The organism is Bacillus sp. PK3-067 (assembly GCF_056738645.1).
On sequence record NZ_CP096490.1, the window covers coordinates 493,247 to 520,000 of the forward strand.

General features: G+C 35.5%; 29 protein-coding genes (1 of these 29 running past the window's edge). 17 read left to right on the plus strand and 12 right to left on the minus strand.

Annotation, left to right across the window (positions count from 1 at the left end):
- Nucleotides 1-63: 63 nt before the first annotated feature.
- Both pflA and M1D73_RS02570 read left to right on the plus strand, forming a co-directional pair.
- Nucleotides 64-795, plus strand: coding sequence for a pyruvate formate-lyase-activating protein (gene pflA, locus M1D73_RS02565; RefSeq protein WP_000238459.1), 732 nt, complete (start codon nt 64-66; stop codon nt 793-795).
- Between the two features lie 412 nt (nt 796-1,207).
- Complete coding sequence (locus tag M1D73_RS02570) at nt 1,208-2,374, plus strand: diglucosyl diacylglycerol synthase (RefSeq protein ID WP_000594691.1); 1,167 nt, start codon at nt 1,208-1,210, stop codon at nt 2,372-2,374.
- Between the two features lie 367 nt (nt 2,375-2,741).
- On the opposite strand, the gene M1D73_RS02575 is transcribed toward M1D73_RS02570, so the two are convergent.
- From M1D73_RS02575 to M1D73_RS02590, 4 genes are all read right to left on the minus strand, one after another.
- Nucleotides 2,742-2,861 carry a YfhE family protein gene (locus M1D73_RS02575; protein WP_000358482.1) on the minus strand — a complete coding sequence of 40 codons (120 nt, stop codon included), beginning with the start codon at nt 2,859-2,861 and terminating at the stop codon, nt 2,742-2,744.
- A gap of 109 nt (nt 2,862-2,970) precedes the next feature.
- Nucleotides 2,971-3,528 carry a GNAT family N-acetyltransferase gene (locus tag M1D73_RS02580; protein ID WP_000914737.1) on the minus strand — a complete coding sequence of 186 codons (558 nt, stop codon included), beginning with the start codon at nt 3,526-3,528 and terminating at the stop codon, nt 2,971-2,973.
- A gap of 241 nt (nt 3,529-3,769) precedes the next feature.
- Nucleotides 3,770-4,900 (minus strand): amidohydrolase, encoded by a 1,131-nt coding sequence (locus tag M1D73_RS02585; protein ID WP_000698319.1) that lies wholly within the window; start codon nt 4,898-4,900, stop codon nt 3,770-3,772.
- A 139-nt stretch (nt 4,901-5,039) separates the two neighbouring features.
- Nucleotides 5,040-5,945: a TIGR01777 family oxidoreductase gene (locus M1D73_RS02590; protein ID WP_481157990.1), complete on the minus strand. Its 906-nt coding sequence runs from the start codon at nt 5,943-5,945 to the stop codon at nt 5,040-5,042.
- Nucleotides 5,946-6,026: 81 nt separating this feature from the next.
- On the opposite strand from M1D73_RS02590, the gene recX reads away from it, so the two are divergent.
- Together recX and M1D73_RS02600 are read left to right on the plus strand one after the other, a co-directional pair.
- A complete protein-coding gene (gene recX, locus M1D73_RS02595) occupies nt 6,027-6,839 on the plus strand; it encodes a recombination regulator RecX (protein WP_000268502.1) in 813 nt (270 codons plus the stop codon).
- Between the two features lie 10 nt (nt 6,840-6,849).
- Complete coding sequence (locus M1D73_RS02600) at nt 6,850-7,167, plus strand: YfhH family protein (protein ID WP_001057020.1); 318 nt, start codon at nt 6,850-6,852, stop codon at nt 7,165-7,167.
- Between the two features lie 64 nt (nt 7,168-7,231).
- On the opposite strand, the gene M1D73_RS02605 is transcribed toward M1D73_RS02600, so the two are convergent.
- Together M1D73_RS02605 and M1D73_RS02610 are read right to left on the minus strand one after the other, a co-directional pair.
- Complete coding sequence (locus M1D73_RS02605; RefSeq protein ID WP_000122093.1) at nt 7,232-7,384, minus strand: YpzG family protein; 153 nt, start codon at nt 7,382-7,384, stop codon at nt 7,232-7,234.
- Nucleotides 7,385-7,421: 37 nt separating this feature from the next.
- Entirely contained in the window at nt 7,422-7,580 is a 159-nt protein-coding gene (locus M1D73_RS02610) for a small, acid-soluble spore protein K (RefSeq protein ID WP_000517891.1), read from the minus strand.
- A gap of 122 nt (nt 7,581-7,702) precedes the next feature.
- On the opposite strand from M1D73_RS02610, the gene M1D73_RS02615 reads away from it, so the two are divergent.
- Nucleotides 7,703-7,969 carry a YfhJ family protein gene (locus tag M1D73_RS02615; protein ID WP_000998166.1) on the plus strand — a complete coding sequence of 89 codons (267 nt, stop codon included), beginning with the start codon at nt 7,703-7,705 and terminating at the stop codon, nt 7,967-7,969.
- Nucleotides 7,970-7,993: 24 nt separating this feature from the next.
- Here the strand turns inward: M1D73_RS02615 and M1D73_RS02620 are convergent, their stop codons facing one another.
- Complete coding sequence (locus M1D73_RS02620) at nt 7,994-8,974, minus strand: metal-dependent hydrolase (protein ID WP_000379111.1); 981 nt, start codon at nt 8,972-8,974, stop codon at nt 7,994-7,996.
- Nucleotides 8,975-9,123: 149 nt separating this feature from the next.
- On the opposite strand from M1D73_RS02620, the gene mutY reads away from it, so the two are divergent.
- Nucleotides 9,124-10,221 carry an A/G-specific adenine glycosylase gene (gene mutY / locus M1D73_RS02625; RefSeq protein ID WP_086401029.1) on the plus strand — a complete coding sequence of 366 codons (1,098 nt, stop codon included), beginning with the start codon at nt 9,124-9,126 and terminating at the stop codon, nt 10,219-10,221.
- 34 nt (nt 10,222-10,255) lie between these two features.
- Here the strand turns inward: mutY and M1D73_RS02630 are convergent, their stop codons facing one another.
- Nucleotides 10,256-10,480 (minus strand): hypothetical protein, encoded by a 225-nt coding sequence (locus M1D73_RS02630; protein ID WP_000275436.1) that lies wholly within the window; start codon nt 10,478-10,480, stop codon nt 10,256-10,258.
- 125 nt (nt 10,481-10,605) lie between these two features.
- On the opposite strand from M1D73_RS02630, the gene M1D73_RS02635 reads away from it, so the two are divergent.
- The 4 genes from M1D73_RS02635 to M1D73_RS02650 all read left to right on the plus strand — a co-directional run bounded on the left by M1D73_RS02635 (nt 10,606) and on the right by M1D73_RS02650 (nt 13,956).
- Nucleotides 10,606-10,887: a gamma-type small acid-soluble spore protein gene (locus M1D73_RS02635; RefSeq protein WP_000039035.1), complete on the plus strand. Its 282-nt coding sequence runs from the start codon at nt 10,606-10,608 to the stop codon at nt 10,885-10,887.
- A 188-nt stretch (nt 10,888-11,075) separates the two neighbouring features.
- Nucleotides 11,076-11,336: a YgaB family protein gene (locus M1D73_RS02640; protein WP_000997575.1), complete on the plus strand. Its 261-nt coding sequence runs from the start codon at nt 11,076-11,078 to the stop codon at nt 11,334-11,336.
- A 274-nt stretch (nt 11,337-11,610) separates the two neighbouring features.
- Nucleotides 11,611-12,141 (plus strand): nucleoside tri-diphosphate phosphatase, encoded by a 531-nt coding sequence (gene ntdP / locus M1D73_RS02645; RefSeq protein WP_000506622.1) that lies wholly within the window; start codon nt 11,611-11,613, stop codon nt 12,139-12,141.
- A gap of 54 nt (nt 12,142-12,195) precedes the next feature.
- Nucleotides 12,196-13,956, plus strand: coding sequence for an ABC transporter ATP-binding protein (locus tag M1D73_RS02650; RefSeq protein WP_001161599.1), 1,761 nt, complete (start codon nt 12,196-12,198; stop codon nt 13,954-13,956).
- Between the two features lie 14 nt (nt 13,957-13,970).
- Here the strand turns inward: M1D73_RS02650 and M1D73_RS02655 are convergent, their stop codons facing one another.
- The 3 genes from M1D73_RS02655 to hemL all read right to left on the minus strand — a co-directional run bounded on the left by M1D73_RS02655 (nt 13,971) and on the right by hemL (nt 21,349).
- Entirely contained in the window at nt 13,971-15,059 is a 1,089-nt protein-coding gene (locus tag M1D73_RS02655) for an aromatic acid exporter family protein (protein ID WP_000765787.1), read from the minus strand.
- A 356-nt stretch (nt 15,060-15,415) separates the two neighbouring features.
- Nucleotides 15,416-19,852 (minus strand): glutamate synthase-related protein, encoded by a 4,437-nt coding sequence (locus M1D73_RS02660; protein ID WP_000932763.1) that lies wholly within the window; start codon nt 19,850-19,852, stop codon nt 15,416-15,418.
- 198 nt (nt 19,853-20,050) lie between these two features.
- Nucleotides 20,051-21,349, minus strand: a complete 1,299-nt coding sequence (hemL, locus tag M1D73_RS02665; RefSeq protein WP_001011863.1) for a glutamate-1-semialdehyde-2,1-aminomutase — start codon at nt 21,347-21,349, stop codon at nt 20,051-20,053.
- A gap of 127 nt (nt 21,350-21,476) precedes the next feature.
- On the opposite strand from hemL, the gene M1D73_RS02670 reads away from it, so the two are divergent.
- The 7 genes from M1D73_RS02670 to M1D73_RS02700 all read left to right on the plus strand — a co-directional run bounded on the left by M1D73_RS02670 (nt 21,477) and on the right by M1D73_RS02700 (nt 26,360).
- Nucleotides 21,477-22,490 carry an ABC transporter ATP-binding protein gene (locus M1D73_RS02670; protein ID WP_000843655.1) on the plus strand — a complete coding sequence of 338 codons (1,014 nt, stop codon included), beginning with the start codon at nt 21,477-21,479 and terminating at the stop codon, nt 22,488-22,490.
- Nucleotides 22,483-23,274, plus strand: coding sequence for an ABC transporter permease (locus M1D73_RS02675; RefSeq protein WP_000521519.1), 792 nt, complete (start codon nt 22,483-22,485; stop codon nt 23,272-23,274). The genes M1D73_RS02670 and M1D73_RS02675 overlap by 8 nt, the downstream gene beginning before the upstream one ends.
- Before the next feature lie 4 nt (nt 23,275-23,278).
- Complete coding sequence (locus M1D73_RS02680) at nt 23,279-24,064, plus strand: ABC transporter permease (RefSeq protein WP_000965773.1); 786 nt, start codon at nt 23,279-23,281, stop codon at nt 24,062-24,064.
- 72 nt (nt 24,065-24,136) lie between these two features.
- A complete protein-coding gene (locus tag M1D73_RS02685; protein ID WP_000964343.1) occupies nt 24,137-24,541 on the plus strand; it encodes a potassium channel family protein in 405 nt (134 codons plus the stop codon).
- 44 nt (nt 24,542-24,585) lie between these two features.
- Entirely contained in the window at nt 24,586-25,041 is a 456-nt protein-coding gene (gene bcp, locus M1D73_RS02690; RefSeq protein ID WP_000633710.1) for a thioredoxin-dependent thiol peroxidase, read from the plus strand.
- 300 nt (nt 25,042-25,341) lie between these two features.
- On the plus strand, nt 25,342-25,770 hold the full coding sequence (gene perR, locus M1D73_RS02695; protein WP_000237829.1) for a peroxide-responsive transcriptional repressor PerR: 429 nt from the start codon (nt 25,342-25,344) through the stop codon (nt 25,768-25,770).
- 170 nt (nt 25,771-25,940) lie between these two features.
- Nucleotides 25,941-26,360 (plus strand): GNAT family N-acetyltransferase, encoded by a 420-nt coding sequence (locus M1D73_RS02700; RefSeq protein WP_000759735.1) that lies wholly within the window; start codon nt 25,941-25,943, stop codon nt 26,358-26,360.
- 106 nt (nt 26,361-26,466) lie between these two features.
- On the opposite strand, the gene M1D73_RS02705 is transcribed toward M1D73_RS02700, so the two are convergent.
- Nucleotides 26,467-26,754: the 3' portion of a YgzB family protein gene (locus tag M1D73_RS02705; protein ID WP_086401030.1), read on the minus strand. 69 nt of this gene lie beyond the right edge of the window; the window shows 288 of its 357 coding nt (coding positions 70-357); the start codon falls outside the window, past its right edge — the gene reads right to left on this strand; the stop codon is at nt 26,467-26,469.

Sequence of the window (26,754 nt, forward strand, 5' to 3'; positions counted from 1 at the left end):
AAGGTTTCCCTTCGCTCTTAATATATAGCGAAGGGAGGCTGTTTCAATAAAGGAGGAAGTAACATGGTAAAAGGAAGAATACATTCTGTAGAGTCTTGTGGTACTGTTGATGGCCCGGGGATTCGTTATGTCATATTTACACAAGGGTGTTTATTACGTTGTCAATATTGTCATAATGCTGATACGTGGGAAATCGGTAAAGGTAAAGAAATAACAGTTGAAGAAGTGATGCAGGATGTGACATGTTACCTTCCATTTATTGAAGCTTCCGGAGGCGGTATAACAGTTAGCGGTGGAGAGCCATTATTACAGCTAGACTTTTTAATTGAGTTGTTTAAAAAGTGTAAAGCGGCTGGTATCCATACAACAATCGACTCTTCTGGTGGTTGTTATTCTGAGGAACCAGAATTCCAAAATAAGCTAGATATTTTAATGGATTATACAGATTTAGTTTTATTGGATCTGAAACATATCGATTCCAAAAAGCATCGTAAATTAACAGGGAAATCAAATGAACATATTTTACAATTTGCTCGTTATTTATCGGATAAGAATAAACCGATTTGGGTACGACACGTATTAGTTCCTGGTGTTACGGATAATGAAGAGGATCTACAAAAACTATCTAGCTTTATTCAAAGTCTGTCTAATGTTCAAAAAGTTGAAGTGTTACCATATCATAAGCTTGGTGTATATAAATGGGAGGCGCTTGGACACAAGTATCCACTCGCAAATGTAGAACCACCTACTGAGAAAAATGTAGAACATGCTAAATATATTTTACAAGCGGTCTAATCCAAATATTGGATTAGGCTTTTTGCTTTCTTTACAATAAAATCTAGAGTATATATTGATAAAAGAGTATACTGAAAGTAGAATATCCATAATTTTGTACGGAATAAATGGAGAAATTTACATAATTGTAAAGGGAAATCAAAATAGTAAAAAGAATTAAGAAGTAAAAGAGTGAGTATCATGGAATAGAGAACATTTGTAAGTTATTGCGAAAGCTCTTATAGGAAAGTATAATGTAAAGATATGAGCACAGATAGGATTAAGGGGTCAATCTTATATGCTTTGCATATCCACGACAGGTACATAGCTGAAAGGGAATTATTAGAATCTGTTTATGTAATTTTTAAGGAAAATGTTTTTCCTATTGTCGTATATGCAATATGGAGAAACAAAAAGCTAGGAGTGGATTTGTTTGATAAAAAACCCCAAGGTTTTAATATTAACTGCACATTACGGTAATGGTCATGTGCAAGTAGCAAAAACATTAGAACAAACATTTCGCCAAAAAGGAATTGAAGATGTTATTGTATGCGACTTGTTTGGAGAATCACATCCATTTATAACTGACATTACAAAATATCTATATTTAAAAAGTTATACAATAGGAAAAGAATTATATCGTTTGTTTTATTACGGGGTAGAAAAAATTTATGATAAGAAAATAGCATCTTGGTATGCGAACTTTGGAAGAAAACGTTTGAAAACACTATTACAGGTGGAGAAACCAGATATTGTAATTAATACATTTCCAATTATCGCTGTACCAGAATTGAAGAAACAAACAGGTATTTCAATTCCTGTCTATAACGTATTAACGGATTTTTGCGTGCACAAAATATGGATTCATCGAGAAGTAGATCGTTATTTTGTTGCAACGGATCATGTGAAAGAATTGATGGTTGATATCGGTGTACCTGCGGAACAAATTGTTGAAACAGGAATTCCAATTCGGAGTAGTTTTGAGTTAAAGGTAAATCCAGAAATCATATATACTAAATATCAGTTATGTAAGAATAAAAAGATTTTACTAATTGTAGCAGGTGCTCATGGGGTATTAGGAAATGTAAAAGAACTATGCCAATCATTTATGTCAGTGCCTAATTTACAAGTAGTTGTCGTTTGTGGGAAAAATGAAGCTTTAAAACAGGATTTATTAAGTTTACAGAAGCAAAATTCCGATGCATTAAAAGTGTTTGGGTATGTTGAAAATATTGATGAATTATTCCGTGTTACTTCTTGTATGATTACGAAGCCAGGCGGAATAACATTAAGTGAAGCAGCAGCGTTGCAAGTACCTGTCATTTTATATAAGCCTGTTCCAGGACAAGAAAATGAAAATGCGATGTACTTTGAAAGAAAGGGAGCAGCAGTTGTCATTCGCGATGATAGTGAGGTTTTTGCAAAAACAGAGGCATTATTACAAGATGATGTGAAGCTTCTTCAAATGAAAGAAGCAATGAAAAGCATCTATCTTCCAGAGCCAGCTGGTCATATTGTAGATGCAATTTTGGCAGAAAATCATGCAGAACCGCGTCATATACCTATTAAATCACCTGCTCTTGCACAATCTTTTACTTAATATGAAACCCTCTTTGTATATGTAAAGAGGGTTCTTTATTATTTTCAAAGAAAATTCAGCCAGTTATCCACAAAAGGATTGCGCTTTCATTAAACAGTAAAGTCGGAATATTAACAACTATATCCACATTGTCCACAATTTTTAGAAAAATATCCACAATTAAAACAGCTGATATATGCTGTAATATAGAAAAATATTAAATGTTTTTGAAAATTACTAACAATTCTGTTGGTTTTGTGGATAAAGTTGTCCACAGCAAAAAAGCCCTTATGTATAAGGGGCTTTTTTGCTTACTTCTATCAATCGAGAAAATTATGTAATGAAAATGAATAATTAGGGGGGAAACTTCTAATTATTCATTTTCACTTTAAATGCTTTTCGAGCGATATCCTGCTGCACGATCTGCTTTTTGAAATTCGCGTTGATAGAGAACTTCTTGTGTACTAGATAATGTGTTTTTTGCTTTATCACGTTTCTTTTTATCCATTACAAATCACCTCGTGTCTTAAAGTTACTATTTATCGTTTCCAAAGACATGAGGGGATATACGCATATGGAAAATGTTAATGATTGATTATCATTTCAGAAAATTTAGATTATGCTTCTTTTAATTGATGAGCATCTTGGAAGGTTGTATCTCGCATTGTAGCAAGTGTGTATTGATCTTTTGGAATTTCATATAAGTTATATACTTCTTCGTTTGCGTTAATTTCATCATATACGGCTTTTCTTGTTTCGTTTGCTAGATTCACATATTGCAGTTTTTCTGCAGCTTTAATAGAACGAATATTTATTTTACGAATACGCATGAAAATTGTTTCAATATCTAATTCATAGAAAAGTTCACTAAAAAATGAATCTTTTGCCAATTTATTATAGCCTTTTCCATGATATGGTTTGCCAAGCCATGTCCCGAGAAATCCAGCTTTTTCTTGCACATCAAATAAAGTAATTGTTCCGATAGGGTTACCCCATTCATCTAAAATTGTGCGTGAAATTAATTCACCACGCTCTTCAGCTTCAATCGTTTGTTTTGTTAAGAATAAATATTCTTCATAAGAATAAGCCTTTTGACGCACAAAAGGGAAGACAGCTGGATCCACCATTAACTCGTATAGAACGTGGCTGTCGTGTAAGTCGCGTTTTTTCAACATACTAACTCCTCCTCACACGAGGGTAGCATGACGAAAAAACACCCCACCCTCGAAATTTTTATATCAATCTTTAAAAAATTTCGGGGTGGGAATCGAACCCACTAGAACCAGTTTCTAACGCTGGTGGCGCACCATTTGCCTTCCCCATTCATCAATTTGAAAATGATAATCACGACACAAATTGATTATGGTTTCATTCAGTTTATAATCGTATAATACTTTATCTAGTCAAAAAAATAAACTAGTTTTTTTTATTTTTTTTGTAAATTATTTTTCCATCAATCATAGTTAGTACAGGCTTGGCTAAATAATGGAAAGGATGATGAGTCCATAACACGAGATCGGCGTCTTTTCCAACCTCGATGCTTCCAATTCTATCCTCTAAACGCAAATTTCGCGCTGGGAATATGGTGATTCCTTCTAGTGCTGTTTTCTCGTCTAATCCTTCTCTTACTGCGACAGCGGCACAAATATTTAAATATTGAATGGGTGTATAAGGATGATCTGTTGTTATAGAAACTTCCACACCATTTTTAGATAATATATGGTAAGTATCCCATGTCTTGTTTTTTAGTTCGATTTTAGAACGACGTGTCAGAGTGGGACCAACTGAAACCTTCAAATTATGTTTCGAAAGCTCTTCAACAAGAAAGTGTCCTTCTGTACAATGTTCAATACGTAGATCGAGGTTGAATTCCGTTGCAAAGCGTAGCGCAGAACTAATATCATCTGCTCGGTGAGCGTGGATACGTACGGGTATTTCACGACGTAATGCTTTTAAAATAGGAAGCATTCGAAAATCAGCTTCGTGCCCGTAGTGTTGTGCTTCATAGAATGATTCCCGAAGTAACCCCATAATCCCCATACGTGTAATGGATTCTTTTGTTCCATTACTATGGACTTTTTTAGGATTTTCTCCAAAGGCAATCTTTAAACCAGCAGGTTCTTGAATAATCATATGATCAATACAAGTTCCAGCTGTTTTTATTACACAAGTAGTCCCCCCGATAATATTTTGACTGCCAGGCATAACGTGAACGGTTGTAATTCCGTTTTGTACAGCGTCTTGAAAGGCGATATCCAAAGGGTGGATTCCATCTAAAGAACGAATATGTGGTGTTGAAACTTCAGATGTTTCATTGGCATCATTTCCAGCCCAACCAGTGCCTTCATCATAGAGACCAAGGTGAGTATGGACATCAATAAAGCCAGGTAAGAGATGGAGTGCTCGTGCATCTATAACGGTCATATCTTGAGTAGGTTGAATAAAAGGTTTGACCTCGGTAATTCGCTCTCCTGTAACGAGTACATCGCCTTGAAACTTTTGAGATGTAATAGGGTATACAATGGCTTGTTTGAGCAATATTTTCATAGGTACCTCATTTCTGTTACTTTATAATGCTAATGGAAGTTAAGGGAAAGTAACTGAAAGGTTATTTGTATGGTAATGCTTCGGATCCTAGAAAATGAAAGTTTTGAAAGAGCCCATGTAAAATTGTGTTTTAGAAGTACTACATTGTATGCGAAAGTATATTTTGTAATGCATGGTCTATTGCCGGAAATGTGTATTGGTATCCATGTTCAATTGCCTTAATGGGTAATACACGTTGCCCTTCTAGTACAAGTATGCTCATTTCACCTAATAAAGTTTGAATGATAAATGAAGGTACAGGCAACCAATGAGGCTTGTTCATTATAGTTGCAATGTTTTCTCCAAATTCCTTCATTCTTATGGGTGTTGGTGCTGTCATATTAAGAGGACCATCAATTTCTTTTTTGTGTATGATGAAATCCATCATACGAACGACATCGTCTATATGAATCCATGATAACCATTGTTTCCCAGAACCAATGGTGCCGCCGATATAGAATTGATAGGGAAGTAGCATTTTTGGAAGAGCTCCTCCATTTGCACCTAATACGACTCCAAATCTTGCGTAGATTGTTCGTATTCCGAGAGAACGTGCTTTAGATGCTTCTTGTTCCCATGAATATACTGTATTTGCTAAAAAGTCATTTCCAGGATTCTCATGCTGTTCTGTAAAAGACTCTATTTCAGATGTTCCGTAGTATCCAATAGCACTTGCGTTAATAAATGTGTGTGGCTTTGTATGGAGTCCCTGCAATTGTTTAATGAGTCCTTTTGTTGTTTGAATTCTACTGTTTAAAATGGCTTTCTTTTGTTGCTTTGTCCATCTACTATTAATAGACTCTCCGGCTAGATTAATAACTACATCAATAGAAGAGAGGGGGAAGGTTTGTAAATCTGGTGTCCATTGAACATACTGAAGGTTAGGGTCGGAAGTTTCAGTAGTTTTTTTTCGTGTGAGAATGTAAACAGTATATCCTTTTTGAATAAAAAAAGTAGAAAGGGATTTACCGATAAAGCCTGTACCACCAGAAATTGCGATTTTCACAAGTATTTCCTCCTCATTATATATATTCTTGAAAAGAAAAAATGTTCCTCGACTATGTTAAAATAATAGAGAGGTGAGAGTATGGCTGTCATTACAAAAATAGAAGTACAAAAACGATCGAAAGAACGATTTAATATTTATATTGATAAAGGTCAAGGCGAAGAGTACGGATTTAGTGTGGATCAAGTAATCTTAATAAAACATGGATTACAAAAGGGCTTAGAAATTGATGAAATCGAGTTAGGGAATATTTTGTACAATGAAGAAGTACAAAAAGCATATTTACAAGCAATCTCCTATTTATCCTATCAAATGAGAACAAAACAAGAAATAGAAGATTTTTTACGAAAAAAAGAAGTGGGACAGGCCATCATCTCTGAAGTCGTTTCGAAATTATTACATGACCGATATATTAATGATAAAGAGTATGCTGTTTTATATACGCGAACGCAAAGTAATGTGAATCGAAAAGGTCCAACTGTTATTAAAAGAGAGTTATTAAATAAAGGTGTTCAGGATTTAATTATTACACATAGTTTACAAGAATATCCGAAGGAAAAGCAAATTGAGAATGCCTTGTTTCTCATAGAGAAGAAGAAAAAATCTTATCAAAAACATTCTTTTTTACAAATGAAACTAAAGTTAGATGAGATGCTTGTTCGAAAAGGATATTCTAGAGAAGTAATTCAAATTTGTTTGGAAGAATTGAAAGACGAAAAAGATGACGAAAAGCAACAAGAAGCGTTACACTATCATGGGAATAAATATTATGAGAAATATAAGAAGCATGATGGATGGACATTTGAAAACAAGATGAAACAAGCGTTATATCGAAAAGGATTCTCTATTGATGAAATCGAGATATTTTTGCAAATGAAACGCGAAGAGGAATGAGGAGAATAAGATGAATATGCCAAAACGCTACAGTGAAATGACACCGCATGAGCTAAGGGAAGAAATTGGCGCTTTGAAGGAGCAAGCAGTAAAAGCTGAGCAGCTTGGGATTGTCAATGAATTTGATGTATTAATGAGAAAAATGGCAATGGCTCGTGCTTATATGACGGATATAAACAAGTTCCATATTGGTGAAACATATGAATTAGTAGAAGAACCTGGTGTATTATTTAAAATTACGTATTTCAATGGGGTATTTGCTTGGGGATATAAGCAAAATGATAATGAAGAGATTGGCATACCAATTTCCTTATTGCAAGAAAAATAAAAACCAGAGAGCACATATCTCTCTGGTTTTCATCTTTGGTAGGCGTTAAAGGAGATAGGAGATTCTAAAATTGGCGTTTTTTACATTCATTTGCCAATATAATGAGAGACTGGGTTTGTTGCGTCTGTCCGTTAACTTGCGCTTTCGCATGTTTTGGACGAGTCCACGTATGGTTAAATAATTCAGAACGACTATCTAAGCGATCACGGTAGCTCATCTTTATCACCTCGTGTAGGAAGTTAATTTAATTTGTACTACTCTTCCTGCTGATTTGCAGCACGCATACGTTCTTGTGGGTGCGTGTTAATTGTGCCGTTAGGTCGTTTCGAAGCGAAGCGTGATTTCGCTTTCGGTTGACCGTCGATTTTGCTGTTGTTTTTTGACTCAGACCAAAATTCGGCTTGTTTACCCATTGCGAACGCCCTCCTCATTATCGGTTGATACCTTTTTAAGAAGTATCAATTATAGAATGTGCAAAATTGAAGAAACTATCCTTTAGAAATGAAGGGATAAATAGGTAAAAGGAGATTATAATATGAATGATATTTATGAAACATTAACGAAAGAATTATTAGACAAGAATGACAAGCTTTCTTACGCACAAGCTCGTGCGTGGGTTGAGTTACTATGGGAAGATTTTCAAACAACTTATGCAAAATCAGGTCGTTATCAAGGCGATGAAATGACGGAACAAGTGGTACGATCATGGATTAATAATCATGGTGTACGCCTTCATGAAATGCGGACAAATAATCCGAAGTATAGTCATTTAATTAATCAAGAAGATCATTTGAAACATTAAAAAAAGCGACTTAAGTCGCTTTTTTTAATGTGGAAGTAATTCCAGTTTTTTTCGAAGCTTTTCTTCACTAAAGATCCATCCTGTATAGGAATTAATAATATTTAAATTGTGGTCGAGCTGAACGATTGCAACAAATGGATAATAATCTTTACTTCGATATCGTAAATCAATGAATCGTACTTCATAATAATGGTCATGATCAAAAATATCCCAGCGATATACAGGAGAGAAAGATAGGAAGGCTGAGATGTTTTCATCTTGTTTAGCTGCTCGCATAATATTGTTGTCTGGGAACGGTACCCGATCGAACTTGTCATATATCATGATGTTACCACGGTGCCATCTCGCAACGTAGTAATAATCAGCCGTAACGACTGCTAAATGGTAATGATAAAATCGGTAAGAAGGAGAAATGATAATCTTTTCGACATTTTTGAAACGTTTGTGTACAACGCTTCTTATATTTCTGTGCATCATAATCCGTCCGATATAGTAAACAATCATTAATATATATGCCGCTAAAGCTGTATATCCCTTATGAGAACCAACGAGCATGCAAGCAATTGCAAGTATATGGATAAAGAAAATTACGGTATCGAATGTATTAATTATGCCAAGTGCGACCCATTTTTTTGTGAAAGGTCGTAATGCTTGTGTACCATAGGCGTTGAAAATATCTACAAAGACGTGAAGAAAGACGGCAATAAATGACCAAAGTAGTAGATGAAGATATGGAGCTTCTGAAAAGAAGGCGAAAGAGATGCCACTTATAAGGAATGACCAAAGAATTACCGCTGGAATAGAATGAGTAATCCCACGATGATTTCTTATATATTTAGCGTTATTACGCAATTTTAGAACTGTGTCAATGTCAGGAATGTTGGAACCAGCAATTGTAGCAAGCATAACAGCTTGGGGGCCAATATCACTTTGTGCTATGGCTGGATCTAATGTTGCTAAGCTACCTAAAGTGATACCCATAACAAGGTGAGTGGCTGTGTCCATAGAAATCCACCTCCGTTTTTTATTAATGTAACTCTTTTTATTCGATACCTCAAGTCCTTTGCCTTCTATTTCCTATGTCATCTTACTTAAATTTTTTCCTAAAATCTTTATAATAGTACTTATATGCAAAAAAATGAGGGGGATCAAGTTTGACACTTGAAATACTAAACAATTTTAATATAGAGCAGTTTCAAAATGATTTAATTGGTTGGTTTGAAGAAGAACAGCGTGACTTACCGTGGAGAAAGAATAAAGATCCATACCGTGTTTGGGTTTCTGAAATTATGTTGCAGCAAACAAGAGTAGAAGCTGTAAAACCATATTACGCAAATTTTATGGGGAAGTTTCCTACACTTGAAGCGTTAGCGAACGCAGATGATGAAGAAGTATTAAAAGCATGGGAAGGTTTAGGATATTATTCTAGAGCACGTAATTTACATGCGGCAGTAAAAGAGGTAAAAGAAGTATACGGCGGGGTTGTACCAAGTGATGTAAAGAAAATTGAAAAGTTAAAAGGAGTAGGACCATATACAAAAGGTGCTATTTTAAGTATCGCATATGGTATACCAGAGCCGGCAGTTGATGGAAATGTTATGCGTGTATTATCTCGTATTTTATCAGTATGGGATGATATTGCAAAACCAAAGACTCGAAAAGTTTTTGAAGAGATTGTGCGTGAAATTATTTCAGTAGAAAACCCATCTTATTTTAATCAAGGATTGATGGAATTAGGTGCATTGATTTGTATTCCTAAAAATCCATCGTGCTTACTTTGTCCTGTGCGTGAGCATTGCAGAGGATATGCTGAAGGTGTTCAAAAAGAATTACCAGTAAAAAGTAAAGCGAAAGCTCCTAAAATGGTACCTATTGTTGCAGGCGTACTTCAAACTGAAGACGGTCGTTACGTTATTAATAAACGTCCAAGTACAGGTTTGTTAGCTAACATGTGGGAGTTTCCTAATGCTGAACTTGGAGAAGGTATTCGAAATCAGAAGGAACAGCTTATAGATTATATGAAAGAAAAATTTGAGATCGAGGTTTCTATTGATGAATACGCAATGAATGTACAACATACGTTTACACATCGTACTTGGGATATATTTGTATTTTACGGAAAAGTAACCGGTAATATTGTTGATACAGATACATTAAAATTTGTATCGAAAGAGGTATTTGAGCAATTACCTTTCTCAAAATCACACCGTACTATTTATGAAAATTGTGTGGAGAAAATTACAATGCAATAAATAAAAAAGTGTTCCCAATCTAGGGAACACTTTTTTAATCGTAAGAAATTTTTGTCCCATGAGTCCAACTAGCTTCACCTTCTTGTAAGCCGCCTCTTGATTCAATTTCTACTACAATTTCTTTGTAAATACTCTGCCCTTCTACATTTAAATAAGGCAGAACCTGTTGTAGTGAGTGATGAAAATAAGCTAATTCATCTTCTTTCCATTCATTTTTTGAAATCATCGTTAGTTCAGTCATATCGCGTCCTATATACATATTTCCACCTCCATTTCTTATAGTTTGAATAAGTAACAAAAGATATATGCGGAAATTATTCAAAAGAAAATTACGGATAGCTTCTAAGTGAATTGGTTACATTATTGATTGTGGAGGTGAGAAAGATGAGTAAAAAACAACAAGGTTATAACAAGGCAACTTCTGGTGCTAGCATTCAAAGTACAAATGCTAGTTATGGTACAGAATTTGCTACTGAAACAAATGTACAAGCAGTAAAACAAGCAAACGCACAATCAGAAGCAAAGAAAGCACAAGCTTCTGGTGCACAAAGTGCAAACGCTAGTTATGGTACAGAATTTGCAACTGAAACAGACGTGCATGCTGTGAAAAAACAAAATGCTAAGTCAGCTGCAAAACAATCACAATCTTCTAGCTCAAATCAGTAATGAAAGAAAAACACTTCTCTAATTCGGGAGAAGTGTTTTCTTTTTGCGTGGATCGTTGTAATGAAAAGAAAGCGAACGACATAACTTCTAATAAGTCAACAAATGTAGTCAAAGGAGAAGGAAGTTAACAATTAGAATTATGTAATTAGGAATAATAACTGATGAATAAGTCCAAAAGGGGGTAAGTAATGAACGATTTTGATAAGTTGGTAGGGGAGCAATTAGAAACGATGGATGAATTGTTAAAGTTACAAGCACATCTAGAGAAGTATCAACAAATTGAAATGAATGAAAAAGATACGTGCGATAAAAAAGAACTGCATTTTATCCGCCAGGAAATATATAGAACAGAAGTAGCGTTGAAGATGTTACATGAGAAATTTGAAGAGCAAACGAATAGTGTAATTCAATCTTTTGCAACTGAAAAAATGATTTCAAATTTAGGATAAGATATATTGTTATCTTTAGGTGAAAAGTCCTTCTTTGTATGGAAATAGAGAAGGGCTTTTTCTATTACATGTCCTCGCTTATAAATAATACAGTACAATCCTTTTATCTCCTAAGAAGCGGTGGGGCATAGTATTCAACGATAAACCTCCTACATATTCAGTTTGAAAAATAGAGTCTTATCCCTTTAGTTTTAAAATTTCGACAAAAAAGTTATAATAGAAAAAAAGTGAATGCCGTTCAAAGGGCATTTGCAGTTGAAAGAAGGGAGCATATATGGGATTTCCCAAAGAAGGAGAAAAAGTACAAATACATAGTTATAAACATAATGGCTCCATTCATAGAATGTGGGAAGAAACAACAATTTTAAAAGGGACACAGAGTCTTGTAATCGGAGCGAATGATCGTACAGTAGTTACAGAATCGGATGGCCGAACATGGATTACTCGTGAACCAGCAATTTGCTATTTTCATGCCAACTATTGGTTTAATGTGATTGGGATGCTTAGGGAAGATGGCGTATATTATTATTGTAATTTAAGCTCACCTTTTGCGTATGATCCTGAAGCATTAAAGTATATTGATTATGATTTAGATATTAAAGTATATCCAGATATGACATATACGCTTCTAGATGAAGATGAGTATGAAAAACATAGTGAAATTATGCAGTATCCACCTGTTATTGATACAATTTTAAAACGAAATGTAGCACATTTAACACAGTGGATTCATCAAAGAAAAGGTCCATTTGCACCAGATTTCGTAGATATGTGGTATGAACGATATTTAATGTACAGAAATTAAAACAAACCTGCAGGGGGCTTCCCGGCAGGTTTGTCCTATTAGAGGGGGGATTATGTGCAAGGCATAAAAAGATATTTACAATTTGTTAAACCATATCGGTGGCTTATTGCTATTACAATTATTATTGGACTAGTTAAGTTCGGTATCCCACTTATTATGCCGTGGTTATTAAAGTATATTATCGATGATGTAATTCAAGGCGCTGGCTCACTTCAAGATAAAACATCTCAATTAATAACAGCGATTGGAATTGCTTTCTTTATTTTTGCGGTATTAAGACCACCGATTGAATATTATCGTCAATATTTCGCCCAACGTATCGCAAATACAATACTGTATGATTTGCGGAAGCATATTTTCGGTCACTTACAAAAGTTAAGTTTACGTTATTACTCCAATACAAAAACAGGGGAGATTATTTCGCGTGTCATCCATGATGTAGAACAAACGAAAGATTTTGTAATTACTGGTTTGATGAACGTCTGGTTAGATACTGCAACAATTGCTATTGCTATCATTGTTATGTTTTCTATGAATATAAAATTAACATTTGTTGCGTTATTGATTTTACCTATTTATGTAATTGCAGTGAAATATTTTTTCGGACGTCTTCGGAAATTGACGAAAGAGCGTTCACAAGCGTTAGCGACGATGCAAGGGTATTTGCATGAACGTATTCAAGGAATGCAAGTGACACGTAGCTTTGCGTTAGAAGAGTATGAGGGGAAGCAGTTTGAAAAAAGAAATAATGAATTTTTAACGAAAGCATTAACCCATACAAGTTGGACGGCAAGAACATTTTCGGCAGTAAATACGTTAACCGATTTAGGTCCGTTACTTGTGATTGGTTTTGCAGCATATGAAGTAATTCAAGGACAGTTAACGCTAGGAACGATGGTAGCTTTTGTTGGATATATGGATAGTTTATATAGTCCGCTTCGCCGCCTTGTTAATTCATCTACAACATTAACACAATCTTTTGCATCGATGGACCGTGTGTTTGAACTGTTAGATGAAAAATACGATATTGTTAATGTGCCAAATGCGGTACAAACGAAAAAATTAAATGGAGAAATTGTATTTGACAATGTTTCTTTTCGTTATAATGTAGATGAAAAAGAGATATTACACAACTTGTCATTAACTATGCAGCCTGGAGAGAAAGTAGCGCTTGTAGGAGCAAGTGGGGGAGGAAAGTCATCTCTTGCTAGTTTGATCCCGCGTTTCTATGATGTTTCTGAAGGCACGGTTTATGTAGATGGCATAGATGTAAGAAAGTATAATATGAGAAATTTGCGTAGTCATATTGGAATTGTACTGCAAGATAATTTATTGTTTAGCGATACAATTGGAGCTAATATTTTATATGGAAATCCGAAGGCTACAGAGAAAGAGGTGATTGCAGCTGCTAAAGCTGCGCAAATTCATGATTTTATTATAGACTTACCAGATGGTTATAATACTGTCGTTGGAGAACGTGGTGTGAAGCTATCGGGCGGGCAAAGACAACGCGTGGCAATTGCACGAGTGTTTCTAAAGAATCCTTCGGTACTTATATTAGATGAAGCAACTTCAGCATTAGATTTAGAAAATGAAAGGTATATTCAAGAGGCGCTTCAGACGTTAGCTGCTGACCGGACAACGATTATAATTGCACATCGATTAGCGACGATTACGCATGTTGATACGATTATTTACATTGAAGACGGTGAGATTAAAGAGACTGGTTCTCATGAAGAGTTAATGCAAAAAAGAGGATTTTATTACAATTTATATCAACTTCAACATATAACAGAAACAGCTCCTTTAGCATAAAAGGAGCTGTTTTTTTATTCGTCTTCTTTTTTATCATCGATTTGGAGTTCTTTTTCTGGTTTATGGTATGTGTAGAAGCTATCTACAAGCAAATCTAAATGCTCTACTTCTTCACTATAGTTAATGATGGAAGAAATAAGAGGGAAGAGATGTAACCATGTTTTATATGCTTCTTCATCGTCTTTATTTTGATATTCCATAAAGATATCAATTAATTCTTGTTTACCTGTTTCAACTTCATCAAGCATTTCGACTGATTGTTGTTTTTTTGCTTTACCAATAAATTTTAATAAAACTTGTTCATGATAATGCGTTAATGAGTCAAGTTCGTTTTGGATAGATTCCTGAAATTCTTCCGGCATATAGCGCAGTTCATTTTCAGTACGGTGTAATGATTTTAACGTACTTAAAGCACGGCTTGTTGTCGCTAACATTTGTCTGAATAAAACGAGCTTACGAATTTTTGCGAACTTTACTTTTTTCGTGTAGCTTCTTTCTTCTTTATACAGCAAATAGTAATGGTTTAGTTTGATCATTTTTTCTTTCATACGATCAATATCAGTTTTTAGCGTTGTAAAATCAGAAGCCTGCCTGCTATTCATTCGAATCCATTTTACAATTTCTTCTGTATTATCAACGATACGATGATAAAGTTTTGTTTCATATTTTGGCGGCATAAATACTAAATTTACAAGTGAAGCCGCAATAATACCAATCATAATCGTCGCAAATCGAAGTAAGGCAAAACTAAAGAAATCTTCGCCTTGATACTCCATAATGGCGATAACTGTTACTAAAGCAATTGATATTGTGTTTTCTAATCGTAATTGTAATGTAAGAGCAATTACTAATATACATGTTAATCCAATAATAAAAGGATTATGTCCAAAAGCAGTAGCAAATGCGATAGCAAATATCGCACCAATTACATTTGCTTGAATTTGTTCAAGTGCTGTTAAATAAGAACGGTATACAGACGGTTGAACAGCAAAGATAGCTGAAATTCCCGCAAATACCGGACTCGGTAATTGAAGTAAAATACAAGCAAATAAAGCTAACGTGATGGCAATACCCGTTTTTAAAATGCGAGCACCAAGTTTCATACCCTTAATAAGATCCTTTCTCTTGTCATAATGAATGTACAACATGATACTATACATTCATTACAATATGTTAGCAAGTGATATTTTAGTGACGTTAAAAGAAATTAGTGTTCATTTTATCCCGCTAATTGTGAGTAGTAAGATTCACGCCTCAAAATTCAGAAGCTGGATGCCGGTAAACGTCCGATTGGTGTAGGCTAATTAAAGTTTCACTTTATAATTTTTCCTAATTCCTTTTAAACATCAGTTTTTAGTAAAAAAACCTGCTGAATTTCAGCAGGTCTCAAATTGTTACTATAGATTACTATGAGAAGCGTACTTCGTCAATTTTTTCTTAATAATGAAAATTACTCATTTTACTCTGTTGAGATAGATGGATCTGCCTGTTCTTTTTTCGGGATAATCTCAAAAAACTTGTTCTGTATATCATCTAATAATGGTGTTAACAAAGCAACTTCCTCATATTGCTCGTGCTCGTTTAGTACACGAATATAGTCTAGCAATAATTCAGTTACATCTTTCAAACCATTTTTACTAATTGGTTGTAATGTAACATTTGCGCCTTTTGCGATTCTTCTTTTTAAGGCCTGTTCTGTTAAGCCTAAGTTTGAATCACGACGCAAATAAACAACACCGCCAGTCATGCCAGCGCAAATCCATGGACCAGGGTCACCTAAAACAAGCGCTCGCCCGTTTGTCATATATTCAAAAGCAAAACCTTTAATATTGGAGTATGCACCTATATTTCCTTGCTCTTTTTCACGGAGTGGTTTTGTTATTCTACCTCCAATTATCATGTCTGCCCCAGAAAGGCGAATGCCAGCGCGAGCATCAGCGTTCCCTTGTACGTATAGTGCCCCTTTTTGTGCACCATATCCAAATCCTTTTCCGACAGAACCGTTATAATATACTCCGTCTTTTCCTTTTGATTTCGTTATATAAATCCCACCACCAAAGGAAGTTTTACCAATGCCATCTTGTGCGCCGCCATTTACGTGTATAAATAAATTTTCACTATTGTAAGCACCTAACCCATTTCCGGGAATAGAACCATCCGTATACTTTAATGTAAGTGGTTCAAGTTGAGTAGCTTCATATAGTTTACTGCGAACGCGATAACATGATTCTAGACCACCCATAACGCGTTGCTCTACACCAACGCCTACCAATTCTTTTGAGTCAGCGGAATGAACTGTCTTAAATTGTTTTTCCGGTACGCCTTCTGTTGTTGTAACAGATGGATGTTCTATTATTTGTAGTAAATTACGTAAGTTTAATAAATTTTCGCCTCGAACTTGCTCTAATAAATCAGAACGCCCAACAATTGCTTGTAAATTTGTATAACCAAGCTGTCCTGTTAATCGTTTTAGTTCTACACCGAAAGAGGTGAATAAATTTAGCAGGCCAGCAACTGCGCTTTCTAATTCGCGTGGGACGAAGCGGCGTAACCCATGTTCTTTTGCTTGTGCTTCAGACTCGATTTGTGTCGCAATTCCAACATGGCAAGTATCTAGATGGCACCCACGGCAAGTAGTACAGCCGATTGCAATCATTGATAGTGTGCCAAATCCAATACGGTTTGCTCCGAGGAGCATGATTTTCAAGGCATCATTTACACTTCGAATACCACCATCTGCCCAAATCTCTACTTTATGTCTCATGCTTGCTTCTAATAAAGCGTTGTGAGCGGCTTTAACACCAATTTCTACAGGGAGACCTACATGCTGCAATGCGTGAATACGTGCAGCGCCTGTTCCGCCATCGAATCCGCTAATGTTAATAAAATCAGCGCCAGCTTTGGCGATACCGACAGCAATTGTTCCGATATTAGGAACAACAGGGACTTTCACGGCTACTTTGGCAAGTTGATTAGCTGTTTTAATTTCTGTAATCATTTGAGCTAAATCTTCAATTGAATAAATATCATGGTTATTAGAAGGCGAAATTAAATCTGAGCCGATTGTCGCATTACGTGCTTCAGCGATTTTGGCTGTCACTTTTGAACCAGGTAAATGCCCACCTTCCCCAGGCTTTGCGCCTTGACCGATTTTGATTTCAATTAAGTTTGATGAGTTTAGTAGTTCGGCATTTACTCCAAATCGCCCAGATGCTACTTGTTGTCCACGTGTATGTGGATATTTTCCAATCATATCTTTAATTTCGCCGCCTTCACCGTTCAAGCTAATCATATTTAGCTGATCGGCTGCTTCTGCATATGCGCGAAAGGCAATTTCGTTTTGAGAACCAAATGACATAGAACTAATAATAAATGGTAAATTATGATTTTTGATGCCGATAGATACTTCTTCAGTTGGAACGACATGTTTTGTTTGTTTCGTTTGAACAAGGTGTCTGATTGCGATTGGATTATTCTCTTCTAGTTCACTTAACTTGTCACGGTAATCATCATAAGAATTTCCTTTTGCAACATCGCCGATTGCTTTCCAAATTCGCGGGAATATATGAAATGATTTTCGCATTCTAATTTTAGGATTGTTATAATCCTCTGCTCGTATTTTTGCATCTTCAACAAGTGATTCAAGTGAAAAGGCTAAATCATTTGAACCGAAGAAATTTGTAATCTGTAATATATTTGCGATTTCTTCATGTAATCCAATAGATGAATAGAGACGTCCGTAACCACGTAACTCATGAATTCCAATTGTTGAAATGACTTTTTCTAATCCTTTATTAAGTGCATTATATAGATTCGTAATTGGTGTTTTTGTTCCATCATTTACAGTCGCGAATAATAAATATGGATTAATACCATCTGCTCCTAATCCATATAGCGTGACAATGTCATGTAAGGAGCGAAGAGCACCAGAACGTATAACGAGAGAACAATTGCGGCGTAATTTATTTTCACTTAATGCTTGATGTACTTTAGCAGTAACTAAATGTGGATCAATCCACAATCGTTCATTTAGATGGGCTTTGGCGTCATCTAATACTAGTAGGGAAGCGCCATTGTTAACAGCAGCTATCGCTTCAGAACTAATGCGGCTTAATGCGCATTGCAGAGTTTCTGACGAGCTGAATGTAGCAGAGATTGTGGCGATAGAGTTATGAGTCTTAAATAGCTCTATGAGTTGTTCGTACGTAATTGTGTGTAATTCCTCTGCAATAGGTTGTGCCACGCTGCCTTCTAAAATAATTGGTGAAAGCATTTCAACTACAAATGGCCGTTTTGCGCCGCTTAATAAACTTGGACGCTCTCCAAGTACAGTACGTGTAGAGAAGTGTTCAATTTCACGGTCACGGTCAATTGCAGGGTTTGTAACAACAGCTACACTTTCTTTAATAAAGTCAGCGATATTTCGTCTATCAGTATCGAGTGCGGCAAGTGGTGAGTCATGCCCAAGTGAGCGTATTGGCTCAACGCCTTTTGTTGCCATCTGTTCAAGAAGTTGAATATGTTCTCGGTCCCATCCGAAAGCGACGTATTGTTTCGTTTCAACTTGAACAGAATCACATAGCCCTTGGATTTTTTTCGTTTCAGGGATAGATAAATTTAAATGGTAATTGGTAGTATCAATTCGCTTTTTAAAACGGTTATATACTTGGATTTGATATTTGTCATATTCATAAAGAACAAGTTCATCTTGTTCATTCCATTTTAATCCGACTTTTTCTCCAGGAGCGAGTGGTTTTGGTTCTGCTACATATTTAGTTGGTGATACAACTCCAGGTTCAGAAGAGAAAATATAAGAGCTCTCTGTCTCTACTTTCCATACTGGGCGTAATCCAAGGGAATCAACGCTGAAAACAGCTTCATCTTTAAAACGGGAAATGATGCCAGCTGGTCCTTGTGCAAAATGTCCCCATGCTTCACGTATATACGTATATAAATCTTGTAAAGGTGTTTCATAAAGTTTAATTTCATTAATAATTGGTGGGAATAGAATTTCCATTGCTTCAAATAAGCTGTAGCCGTATTGAACAAGTAGGGTTTCTAAGGTGCGGTTTAAATCTTGAGAGTCACTGCCTCCTGCAGTAAGTGGTACATCAATCATTTCAGCTTGATCGCGTAATTTCGCAATTGTGTTAATTTCACCATTATGTCCGAGAATGCTAAATGGTTGTACACGAAAAAAATTAGATAATGTATTAGTAGAGTAGCGGTTATGTCCTAATGTCATAGTTGAAGCGATAAGCGGATGTTGTAAATCATTATAGTAGGCAACAAGCGTATCACCAGCACCTAGAACTTTATATACAACATGATCATGACTTAATGAAGCAACATGAATTGCTTCGTTTTCCTCTATTTTTATTGTGACAGAAAATAATGTTTGCTCAATATTTATAATTTCGTTTTCTGCGATAAGGGCAACTTGCCAAAATAAAGGTTCTTCTTGTTTACCAAGTGGACCGAGCGCATCTGAGTTTGTTGCATCGTCACTTTCGAAAATAATAGTAAAGTTTTTGTTGTTTAATTGCGTACGAATATAATCTTTTAAGGCAGTAATGTTTTCTTTTTTATTTAGAAAAAAATGTCCAACGATAAAGTGGGGATGATCCACAATCGTTGGATTATATCCGCTACTTTTTAGTTTTTCATTCCAAAGTGTTTTTGGTATATCAATGTGAATGCCGATGCCATCGCCCTCGCCATTAATGAAACCAGCTCTATGATTCATTTTGACGAGTGATTGTATGCAAAGGTCAATGTTTTCTTTTGTAGCAATTTTTCGTTTCTCCATAACGGAAACGATTCCACACGCATCATGTTCTGCATTTCTATAATCTCGAAATAAAGACGGTGTCCATGTATTTTTTTTATTGAGCATCCGTCAATCCCCCCTTTTGTAAAAGTTAGAATAATCTTACTATTTAAGGCGCAAATCACCTTGTACACAGAGATAGTAATGCTGTAAAAGAATATAAAACAGATAATTATGAATAATTATACTATTAATACGTAATTTATGAAATAGAAAAAAGGAAAAAAGAAAGGTGAGCTTTCTTTTTTCCTTTTAATGACGGGATTATTTATTGTCTGCTAGGGCAGCAAATGCTCTGCCGACAGCTTCGATTGTATATTCAATATCTTCTTTTGTATGTTCTGTAGTTAAGAACCATGCCTCGTATTTAGAAGGTGCTAAGTTAACTCCTTCTTGAAGCATAAGCTTGAAGAATTTACCGAACATTTCACCGTCTGTATCTTGTGCGGCATCGTAATCTTCAATTGTATTAGTTGTGAAGTATACAGTTAAAGCCCCTTTTAGACGATTTAATGTAATGTCGATATTATGTTTCGCTGCTTGCTCTAAAATTCCTTTTTCAAGCATTGCACCAAGTTCATCTAATTTCTCATAAAGCCCTTCTTGTTGAAGTACTTCTAGACAAGCGATACCTGATGCCATAGAAGCAGGGTTTCCTGCCATTGTACCAGCTTGGTATGCAGGTCCAAGCGGAGCAACTTGTTCCATAATTTCTTTCTTACCACCGTAAGCACCGATTGGTAAGCCACCGCCAATAACTTTACCAAGCGCTGTTAAGTCAGGTGTAACACCAAGTAAGTCTTGAGCACCGCCGTACATAAAGCGAAAAGCAGTAATAACTTCATCATAAATTACTAGTGCGCCAGCTTCGTGAACAAGTTCATTCACTTTTTCAAGGAATCCAGGTTTAGGCTCTACAATACCGAAGTTTCCAACGATCGGTTCTACAAGGATAGCTGCTACTTCATGACCCCATTTATCTAAAGCTTCTTTTAAAGTTTCTACATTGTTAAATGGAACGGTAATAACTTCTTGTGCGATACTTTGTGGTACGCCAGCTGAGTCAGGAGTTCCTAAAGTAGAAGGGCCAGATCCAGCTGCCACAAGTACTAAATCAGAATGACCGTGGTAACAACCAGCAAATTTCATGATTTTTGTGCGACCTGTATAAGCACGAGCAACACGAATCGTTGTCATCACTGCTTCTGTACCAGAGTTTACGAAACGGACTTTATCTAATGCAGGCATTGCTTCTTTTAACATTTTTGCGAATTTTACCTCTAGCGCTGTTGGTGTTCCATAAAGTACCCCATTTTCAGCAGCTGTTGTAATTGCTTTTGTTATATGCGGATGAGCATGTCCAGTAATAATAGGACCGTATGCTGCTAAATAATCGATATATTTATTTCCGTCTACATCCCAGAAATAAGCGCCTTTCCCACGTTCCATAGCAACAGGAGCGCCGCCGCCAACTGCTTTAAAAGAACGAGAAGGACTGTTAACACCGCCAACGATATGCTCTAAAGCTTCTTTATGTAATGCTTCTGACTTTGTGAAATTCACTACAATTCATCTCCTTACAAAAATCTATGTATTATTCTAACATGTTTTTCGAAAAGACGTATTGTTTGTGATAGCGAAGGCAGTTGGGTAAACTATTCGTTGTGACATTTAGGAGGGGGGTCCGATTATGAAATCGGTAATTGAGGTACAAGGGTTACGTAAAGAGTTTACAGCCTATTCAAGTCGTCCGGGCTTAAAGGGTGCATTTCGCGATTTATTAAATCGTAATTATAAAATAGTACCAGCAGTAAATGATGTATCTTTTACTGTAAAGCAAGGTGAAATGGTTGGTTATATCGGTGAGAACGGTGCTGGTAAATCAACAACAATTAAAATGCTTACGGGGATTTTAACTCCGACATCAGGGCAAATCACAGTAAATGGAATGAACCCACATAAACAAAGAGAAGAATTTGTAAGAACAATTGGTGTTGTTTTTGGACAGCGTTCGCAACTTTGGTGGGATATTGCAGTACAAGAATCGTTTCGTTTATTAAAGAAAGTGTATGGTGTATCAGACGCTCAGTATAAGGAGCATATGGAGCACGTAATTGAAACGTTAGATATAGGGCCCTTATTAGATAAACCAGTTCGAAAATTATCTCTTGGTCAAAGGATGCGTTGTGAATTAGCGGCAGCCTTAATTCATAATCCACCGTTATTATTTTTAGATGAGCCAACAATTGGGTTAGATGTACTTGTGAAATTGAAAATACGTGAATTTTTAAAAGAAATGAATGAACGTTATAAAACAACAATTTTATTAACAACACACGATATTACTGATATTGAAGCTTTATGTGAGCGCGTTATCATGCTGGATGAAGGAAATATTATGTATGACGGTTCTTTAAATAATCTTCGTACGCAGTGGGGAGCGGAGAAGGAAATTCACTTTCAGTTTGTTGCACCAGTTTCCTATCAGGCTTTATCAATGGTTATGCCAGATAATCATGTCGTTTGGTCGAAAGCAAAAGAGGAAAATGCATGGGTTGCAAAAATTCCGAATGAAGAAGTTATTATTTCAATGCTTATTTCTAAAGTAGTACAAGCCTTTCAAATTAAAGATTTAAAAATTAACGAAGTGTCTACAGAGGAAATTATTCGTAACATTTATGAAGAGGGTATTACGCATGGGTAAGTATATTGAAATGATTCGAATTCGCTTTTTAATGATGCTTGCGTATCGTACAAATTACTATAGCGGGATTTTAATTTATACGATTAATATCGGTGCTTACTATTTTTTATGGCAAGCAATTTATAGCGGAAAAGAGAATATTGAAAGTTTATCTATTTCGCAAATGACCACGTATATCGCAATCGCGTGGATGGCACGTGCCTTCTATTTTAATAATATAGATAGGGAAATTGCGATGGAGATTCAAGAAGGACGTGTGGCTGTAGAATTAATTCGTCCATATAACTATTTGGGAATGAAAGTTATGCAAGGTCTTGGCGAGGGAATATTCCGTTTTGCCTTCTTTTCCATTCCAGGCATGGTTATCGTTACGTTATTATTTTCGTTGCAAATTACAACAAATTTTCAAACTTGGTTATATTTCTTCTTATCTTTAATATTTAGTTTTATTATTAATACACAAATTAATTTAATGACGGGAATGCTTACGTTTTTCCTATTTAATAATAGTGGGATTATGTATGCAAAACGCGTTGTTATTGATTTATTTTCAGGTCTATTATTACCAATTAGTTTTTATCCGCTATGGGCCCAAAAAGCAATGATGTTTTTACCGTTTCAGGCTATTAGTTATATTCCAAGTATGATTTTTTCTGAAGGTATACAGGGGAGTAAGTTGTATGAGGCTTTAGTATTTCAAGTGATTTGGGCGATTGTACTTATTATTCCAATTGTACTCATGTGGAGAACGGCGAGAAAACGTCTAATTGTACAAGGGGGATGATGAGATGCTATATATAAACTTATTTTTACAATATGCAAGTCAATATATAAAAACAAAATTGGAGTATCGAGGCGATTTTATCGTTGGTTTACTTTCTGATTTATCGCTTCAAGCAGTTAATTTAATATTTATTCTCGTTGTATTTGGGCATACACAAGCATTGAAGGGATGGAGTCGAGAAGAAGTAATCTTTATTTATGGTTTCTTTTTAGTACCATTTGCCATCTTTTCAGCTTTCTTTAATATATGGGATTTTAATGATCGATACATTATTAAAGGGGAGATGGATCGTGTATTAACGCGGCCGATCCATAGCCTATTTCAAATTATATTAGAAAGAATGGAACTTGAATCTTTAATTGGAGCTATTACAGGGATTGTTGTAATGGGATATGCAGCTGTGGAGTTACAATTATCTTTTTACTGGTATGATTTCTTCTTATTTATATTGATGGTAGGAGGAGGAGCACTTGTATATGGAGGTATATTTGTTACGCTGGCGAGCCTTGGTTTTTGGTCGGATGCGAAAAGTTCAATTATGCCTCTTATGTATAACATAGGTAATTACGGGCGCTATCCTGTTAATATTTATAATCGTGTAATTCGTTTCATTTTAACGTTTGTTTTACCGTTTGCGTTTGTTGGAGTATATCCAGCGGCATACTTTTTAAGAAAAACAGAATGGAATAGTTATGCATTTGCGACGCCAATTGTTGGTGTTATCTGTTTTACGATTGCAATCACCCTCTGGAACCAAGGGGTAAAAAGGTATCGTGGCGCGGGTAATTAATTATAGAAGCTTGTTCGTTTCTAAGGGATAAATCAGTTCTCCATCTCATACATATAAAATGAGGTGGAGGACATGTTATGGGGATTTATTCTATTAATTGCAGCAATCGCTATTTTGAAAAGTGTCCAATTATTATGGAGTTCCTATTCGGATTCAACGCGTTTTTTTTCGCTCTATAATTTGGCCACATTATTTTTAATCTATACAACAGTACTAATCGCATTTGGATTAAGTTACGTTGTATTAGAGGAAATGGGTTTCGCAGTTTTGAAAGAGGACGGAGAAAGTTTGAACGCTCATTCTTTTCAACTCGTCGAAGTTTGTTTATATTTTAGCGCAGTTACTCTATTGTCTGTTGGATATGGTGACATATCTCCGATTGGAATTGGGCGATGGATTGCAATCGCAGAAGCGCTAATTGGATATACACTCCCTTTTGCTTTTGTGATGAGGTCTGTAATAGACAATGAAAAATAAGGAAGCATTTGTTATAGTAAAGGAAAAGAGTAGGAGTGATAACTATGATTACAGTAGGAGAAATGGCACCAGAATTCACATTAGAGGGAAGTAACGGAGAAGAAGTTCGCCTAGCTGATTTCCGCGGTAAAAATGTAGTTCTCTATTTTTATCCGAAAGATATGACGCCAGGATGTACAACTGAAGCATGTGATTTTCGTGATGCGTATGGAGTATTTCAAGAGAAGGATACGGTTATTCTTGGAGTAAGTCCTGATTCAGCGAATAGACATTTGAAATTCATTGAGAAACATGAATTGCCATTTACACTTTTAGTAGATGAAGATCATAAAGTAGCAGAGTTATACGATGTTTGGAAGTTAAAAAAGAACTTTGGGAAAGAGTATATGGGAATCGAGCGTTCTACATTCCTTATTAATAAAGACGGTGAACTTGTAAAAGAGTGGCGTAAAGTGAAAGTGAAAGGACATATTGAGGATGTTCTTTCTTATATAAAATAAATCTACATTGGAGATAAAATATGCAGAAACAAGGCAAGTGTCTATACATATTTTACTGCCTTACATAAAGTGGAAGTGTAGGGCATACCTCCTCAGATGATAGTATTCCAAGTGCGATTATGTCGCACTTTTTTCTATGGAATATATGAAGAAAAAAGGGAAAGATACATATAAACAAGTCCTGAATATAAAAATAAACTACATACTTATAGTAGAAATATTGACGATTTATAAGAAAAGGAGTACACTCTTTATAAGAATTATAAAATAATAATCCGTATAGAATCGGGGTGCATGACGGTGGTCAAAGAAGAATTAAAAGAAGCGCTAGAAATGCTGAAAAATACGGGTGTACGCATTACTCCACAGCGTCATGCTATTTTAGAGTACCTTGTGGAATCAATGACGCACCCAACAGCGGATGATATTTATAAAGCATTAGAAGGTAAGTTTCCAAATATGAGTGTTGCAACTGTCTATAATAACTTACGTGTGTTTAAAGAGGTTGGACTTGTAAAGGAATTAACTTATGGAGACGCTTCAAGTAGATTTGATTATGTTACAAGTCAACATTATCATGTGATTTGCGAAAAATGTGGTAAGATTGTTGATTTTCCTTATGGAGGCTTGGAAAAGCTGGAAGAGGAAGCTGCGAAAACGACAGGCTTCGTTATCAATAGTCATCGCTTAGAAATTTATGGCGTTTGTCCAGAGTGTCATAAGGCGTAATATATAATAAAGAAAGAGGCTGACGGCTATACGTCAGCCTCTTTCTTTATTATATAAGGATTAGCGTGAGGTTAATCGGGATTTACAGTGCTAAGTTAGTAAGAAGGGTTAGATAAAAGTTTGTCGAATTTACTTTGTATTGGTGGAAATGAATTCTTGGAGGGGACATTTTGAAGAAATATGAGATTAAAAATAACATTCCAACATTGGAAGAATATAAATATTTATGTGATTCTGTGGGATGGACTAACTATATGAACTTTGAGGTGGCGGAAATATCACTTCAAAATTCGATTTACTGTATAACAGTCAAGGATAATAATCAAATCATCGGCATGGGGAGAATTGTTGGTGATGGGGCTATCTATTTCTATATTCAAGATATAGTGGTTCATCCAGATTATCAAAAGAATGGTATTGGAAAGAAAATAATGAATACTTTAGTAGAATACTTAAATGGGAATACTCCAGATAAAGCATTCATTGGTTTGTTTGCGTCGCAAGGTAAAACATCATTCTACGAAAAATATGATTTTAAAGATTATTCGCCTAATATGACAGGGATGTTTACTGTTATTTCGAAAAAATAGGTGTAATAAATTTAATAAAACAATTAAAAAGTTGATTTTTTAAGAAATCAACTTTTTAATGAGTTGAAACGTTTGTAGTGTTGCAAATTCGTATTTCCCTTGATACTTATGATTTATAACTCTTCTTATTATACTTTTCATCAAATTCTTTTCCTTCTAGATCTCGATCTAGTGTTAAAGGTTGATTGCAGTGCATACATGCATCGATACGGCCGAGCATTTTGGTTGGCTTATCACAGCTTGGACAAATAATTTGGATAGTCTTAGTAGATAACATACCAATCCAAAAGTAAACGACAGTGCTAGCGATAACAGCTAAAAAGCCAACCATCATAAACGTTGTCATAATAATAATGTTTTCGCGGAAAAAGACACCTAAGTATGCAATGAAGAG

What these genes read in the sequence shown, in the direction of transcription:
- pflA (WP_000238459.1), top strand. Translation starts at nt 64, where the DNA reads ATGGTAAAAGGAAGAATACATTCTGTAGAGTCTTGTGGTACTGTTGAT.
- M1D73_RS02575 (WP_000358482.1), bottom strand. Translation starts at nt 2,861, where the DNA reads ATGGATAAAAAGAAACGTGATAAAGCAAAAAACACATTATCTAGTACA.
- M1D73_RS02580 (WP_000914737.1), bottom strand. Translation starts at nt 3,528, where the DNA reads ATGTTGAAAAAACGCGACTTACACGACAGCCACGTTCTATACGAGTTA.
- M1D73_RS02585 (WP_000698319.1), bottom strand. Translation starts at nt 4,900, where the DNA reads ATGAAAATATTGCTCAAACAAGCCATTGTATACCCTATTACATCTCAA.
- recX (WP_000268502.1), top strand. Translation starts at nt 6,027, where the DNA reads ATGGCTGTCATTACAAAAATAGAAGTACAAAAACGATCGAAAGAACGA.
- M1D73_RS02600 (WP_001057020.1), top strand. Translation starts at nt 6,850, where the DNA reads ATGAATATGCCAAAACGCTACAGTGAAATGACACCGCATGAGCTAAGG.
- M1D73_RS02605 (WP_000122093.1), bottom strand. Translation starts at nt 7,384, where the DNA reads ATGAGCTACCGTGATCGCTTAGATAGTCGTTCTGAATTATTTAACCAT.
- M1D73_RS02610 (WP_000517891.1), bottom strand. Translation starts at nt 7,580, where the DNA reads ATGGGTAAACAAGCCGAATTTTGGTCTGAGTCAAAAAACAACAGCAAA.
- M1D73_RS02615 (WP_000998166.1), top strand. Translation starts at nt 7,703, where the DNA reads ATGAATGATATTTATGAAACATTAACGAAAGAATTATTAGACAAGAAT.
- M1D73_RS02620 (WP_000379111.1), bottom strand. Translation starts at nt 8,974, where the DNA reads ATGGACACAGCCACTCACCTTGTTATGGGTATCACTTTAGGTAGCTTA.
- M1D73_RS02630 (WP_000275436.1), bottom strand. Translation starts at nt 10,480, where the DNA reads ATGTATATAGGACGCGATATGACTGAACTAACGATGATTTCAAAAAAT.
- M1D73_RS02635 (WP_000039035.1), top strand. Translation starts at nt 10,606, where the DNA reads ATGAGTAAAAAACAACAAGGTTATAACAAGGCAACTTCTGGTGCTAGC.
- M1D73_RS02640 (WP_000997575.1), top strand. Translation starts at nt 11,076, where the DNA reads ATGAACGATTTTGATAAGTTGGTAGGGGAGCAATTAGAAACGATGGAT.
- ntdP (WP_000506622.1), top strand. Translation starts at nt 11,611, where the DNA reads ATGGGATTTCCCAAAGAAGGAGAAAAAGTACAAATACATAGTTATAAA.
- M1D73_RS02655 (WP_000765787.1), bottom strand. Translation starts at nt 15,059, where the DNA reads ATGAAACTTGGTGCTCGCATTTTAAAAACGGGTATTGCCATCACGTTA.
- M1D73_RS02660 (WP_000932763.1), bottom strand. Translation starts at nt 19,852, where the DNA reads ATGCTCAATAAAAAAAATACATGGACACCGTCTTTATTTCGAGATTAT.
- M1D73_RS02670 (WP_000843655.1), top strand. Translation starts at nt 21,477, where the DNA reads ATGAAATCGGTAATTGAGGTACAAGGGTTACGTAAAGAGTTTACAGCC.
- M1D73_RS02675 (WP_000521519.1), top strand. Translation starts at nt 22,483, where the DNA reads ATGGGTAAGTATATTGAAATGATTCGAATTCGCTTTTTAATGATGCTT.
- M1D73_RS02680 (WP_000965773.1), top strand. Translation starts at nt 23,279, where the DNA reads ATGCTATATATAAACTTATTTTTACAATATGCAAGTCAATATATAAAA.
- M1D73_RS02685 (WP_000964343.1), top strand. Translation starts at nt 24,137, where the DNA reads ATGTTATGGGGATTTATTCTATTAATTGCAGCAATCGCTATTTTGAAA.
- bcp (WP_000633710.1), top strand. Translation starts at nt 24,586, where the DNA reads ATGATTACAGTAGGAGAAATGGCACCAGAATTCACATTAGAGGGAAGT.